3 protein-coding genes and 1 pseudogene are annotated in these 2,607 nt (G+C 71.7%); all 4 read left to right on the top strand.

Going from position 1 to position 2,607, the window contains the following annotated elements; all coding sequences use genetic code 11:
- A pseudogene (locus H5J30_RS36060) lies at positions 1–261 on the top strand (hypothetical protein); the annotation flags it as partial.
- The gene (locus H5J30_RS26565) at positions 261–665 is read left to right on the top strand and encodes a roadblock/LC7 domain-containing protein (protein WP_181789868.1); all 405 of its coding nucleotides are present in this window, start codon (positions 261–263) and stop codon (positions 663–665) included. The pseudogene H5J30_RS36060 and the gene H5J30_RS26565, both read left to right, overlap by 1 nt.
- Positions 666–848: 183 nt before the next feature.
- Positions 849–2,060 carry an ABC transporter substrate-binding protein gene (locus tag H5J30_RS26570; protein WP_181789869.1) on the top strand — a complete coding sequence of 404 codons (1,212 nt, stop codon included), beginning with the start codon at positions 849–851 and terminating at the stop codon, positions 2,058–2,060.
- A gap of 1 nt (position 2,061) precedes the next feature.
- A partial coding sequence (locus H5J30_RS26575) for an ABC transporter permease subunit (RefSeq protein ID WP_445194960.1) occupies positions 2,062–2,607 on the top strand: 546 nt, incomplete at its 3' end.

Genomic DNA, 2,607 nt, shown 5'->3' on the forward strand with positions numbered 1-2,607 from the left:
AAGCCGGCGCCCGCGAAGCGCCGGGACTCCCGGCAGATCTCCGACGTGCTGGCCGCGTACACCCAGGGCATCAGCAGGAGCACCGGCCGCCGTGAGGGAGCCGGAGGTGCCGCCGACCGCGGCCGCCCGGCAGGTGCGGGCGGCAGCGGCGGAAGGGACGACGGCCGTCCTCGTCACGACGACGGAGGCCGTTCCCGTACCGCCAGGAACAGCGGCCGTACCCGGACCGCAAACGACGACGACTCGCAACGGAGCACGTGATGACGACCCCATCCACCGCCGACCTGAGCTGGCTGCTGAGTGACTTCGCCCGTCGCATCCCCGAGGTCACCCAGGTCATCGCCGTCTCCGTGGACGGCCTCGCCCTGGCCTTCACCGGGGTGGACCAGGACGACGCGGACCGGCTGGCCGCCATCGCCTCCGGCATCGTCAACCTGCTCTCCGGCGCCGCCCAGTTGATCGAGGCCGACCCCGTCGAGCACACCCTGACCGCCATGGAGGGCGGCTACATGTTCTCCATGGCGGTCTCCAGCGGGGCGTCCCTCCTGGTCACCACCACCCGGGACGCGGACATCGGCGAGGTCAGCTACATGATGTCCGAGCTGATCAACCAGGTCGGCGAGGCGCTCAGCCCCCAACTGCGGGACTCGCAGCCCGCCTCCTGACGCCGCCGCACGGGCGGGCCCCCTCACCCCGCCCGCGCGCCCGGCCGCCGGGTCCGTCGTTCGTCCGCCCGTCGTCGCTCCACACCCCGTGTATCCCGTTCACCCCTTTTCACTCCCACCCCCACCCGCGATCCCCCCGGACCGACCCCCAGTCCATCCCTCATTTTTCCCTCGGGAGCCTTCGTGTTCGTCAACGCATCCATACGCCGCCCGGGCCGTAGCAGAACCCGGGCCTCCGCCGCCGCAGCAGTCGCCGCCTCGCTGGCCCTCGCGGGCTGCAGCGGCGGGGACAGCGGCTCCGGCGACGATACGGTGAAGGTCGGCCTGCTGGCGTCCCTCTCGGGTACGTACGAGCCCGTGGGCACCGACCTGCGCAACGGCTTCCAGCTCTACCTGGACACCCACGACGGCAAGCTGGGCGGGCGCGAGGTCGAACTCTCGGTGGGCGACGAGGGGGACGGCCCGCCCACCGCGGTGCCCTCGGCCACCAAGCTGGTGAAGAAGGACCGGGTCGACGTGATGACCGGCATCGTCGCCAACGGCTCGTACAACGCCGTGCTGCCGATGCTGGAGCAGAACAAGATCCCGCTGGTCAGCTCCAACGGCCGCCCGGAGCTGAAGGACGTCTCCCGCGTCTGGCACACGTCCTTCCTCTCGAAGGACATGGGCACCGCCATCGCCCCGTACGTGAAGGAGGAGGTCGACGGCCCGGTCTACGCCATCGGCCCGGACTACCAGGGCGGCTACGACCAGGTCGGCGGCTTCACCGACACGTTCGACGAGATCGGCGGCGAGCTGGCCAACCCGGACGGCGAGACCGCCTGGACGCCGTTCCCCGACACCACCAACTTCACCCCGTACTTCGCCGAGATCGCCCGGTCCGACGCCAAGGCGGTGTACACCTTCTACGCCGGCAAGGCGGCGATCGACTTCGTCAAGCAGTACGCCCAGTCGGACATCGCCGACCTGCCGCTGTACGCCTCCGGCGCGCTGACCGAGGGCACCCTCCTCAACGCCCAGGGTGACGCGGCCGAAGGCATCCAGTCCGTCTTCAACTACGTGCCCGACCTGGACAACGACGCCAACCGGAAGTTCGTCTCCGACTGGACCGCCAAGCACGACACGCCGCCCACCGAGTACGCCATGGCCTCGTACGACGCCGCCCACGTGCTCGACATGGCGATCGCCGACGCCGCCGAGAAGGGCGAGGTGAACTCGGAGACCATCAACGAGGCCCTCGGCGGCCTCGGCCAGATCGACAGCCCGCGCGGCTCCTGGGAGTTCGGCAAGAAGTCGCACGCGCCGGTGCAGAAGTGGTACCTGCGCGAGGTCCGCAAGGACGGCGAGCAACTCTCCAACGTCACGGTCCAGGACCTGGCCACGCTCGGCGACTGACATGGGGGCACTCGATGCCCAGCTCGTGCCGGCGGTCGACGGCGTCGCCTACGGGCTGCTGCTGTTCGTCGTCGCCGCCGGCCTGAGCCTGGCGTTCGGCACCGCCGGCGTGCTCAACCTGGCGCACGGCACGCTGTACGCGGTCGGCGCCTACACCGGCGCCGAGCTGAGCGACGGCACCTGGGGCGGCCTGGCCCTCGGCCTGGTCGCCGGCACCGCTGCCGCCTGCGCGGCGGGCGCGGTGCTGTCGGCGGCGACGGCGCCACTCGCCCGCCGGGGGCATCTCGACCAGGCGCTGCTGACGTTCGGGCTCGCGCTCATCGGCGGCAACCTGCTCGTCGAGGGGTTCGGCGCGGACGAGATGCCCGTACGCGTCCCGGAGGCGCTGGACACCTCCGTCGACCTCCTCGGCCACCGCTACCCCGCCTACCGGCTCGGGTTCATCGTCATGGCCGTGGTCCTCGCCGCCGCCGGCACCTGGGTGCTCACCCGCACCCGCGCGGGCGCCGCCGTACGGGCCGCGGCCGACGACCCCGAGATGCTGGCC

Source organism: Streptomyces phytophilus (genome assembly GCF_013870535.1).
Taxonomy (GTDB): domain Bacteria; phylum Actinomycetota; class Actinomycetes; order Streptomycetales; family Streptomycetaceae; genus Streptomyces; species Streptomyces phytophilus.

Bases quoted from the DNA above. Each gene is read 5' to 3' on its own strand.
- H5J30_RS26565 (WP_181789868.1), top strand. From the start codon at position 261: ATGACGACCCCATCCACCGCCGACCTGAGCTGGCTGCTGAGTGACTTC.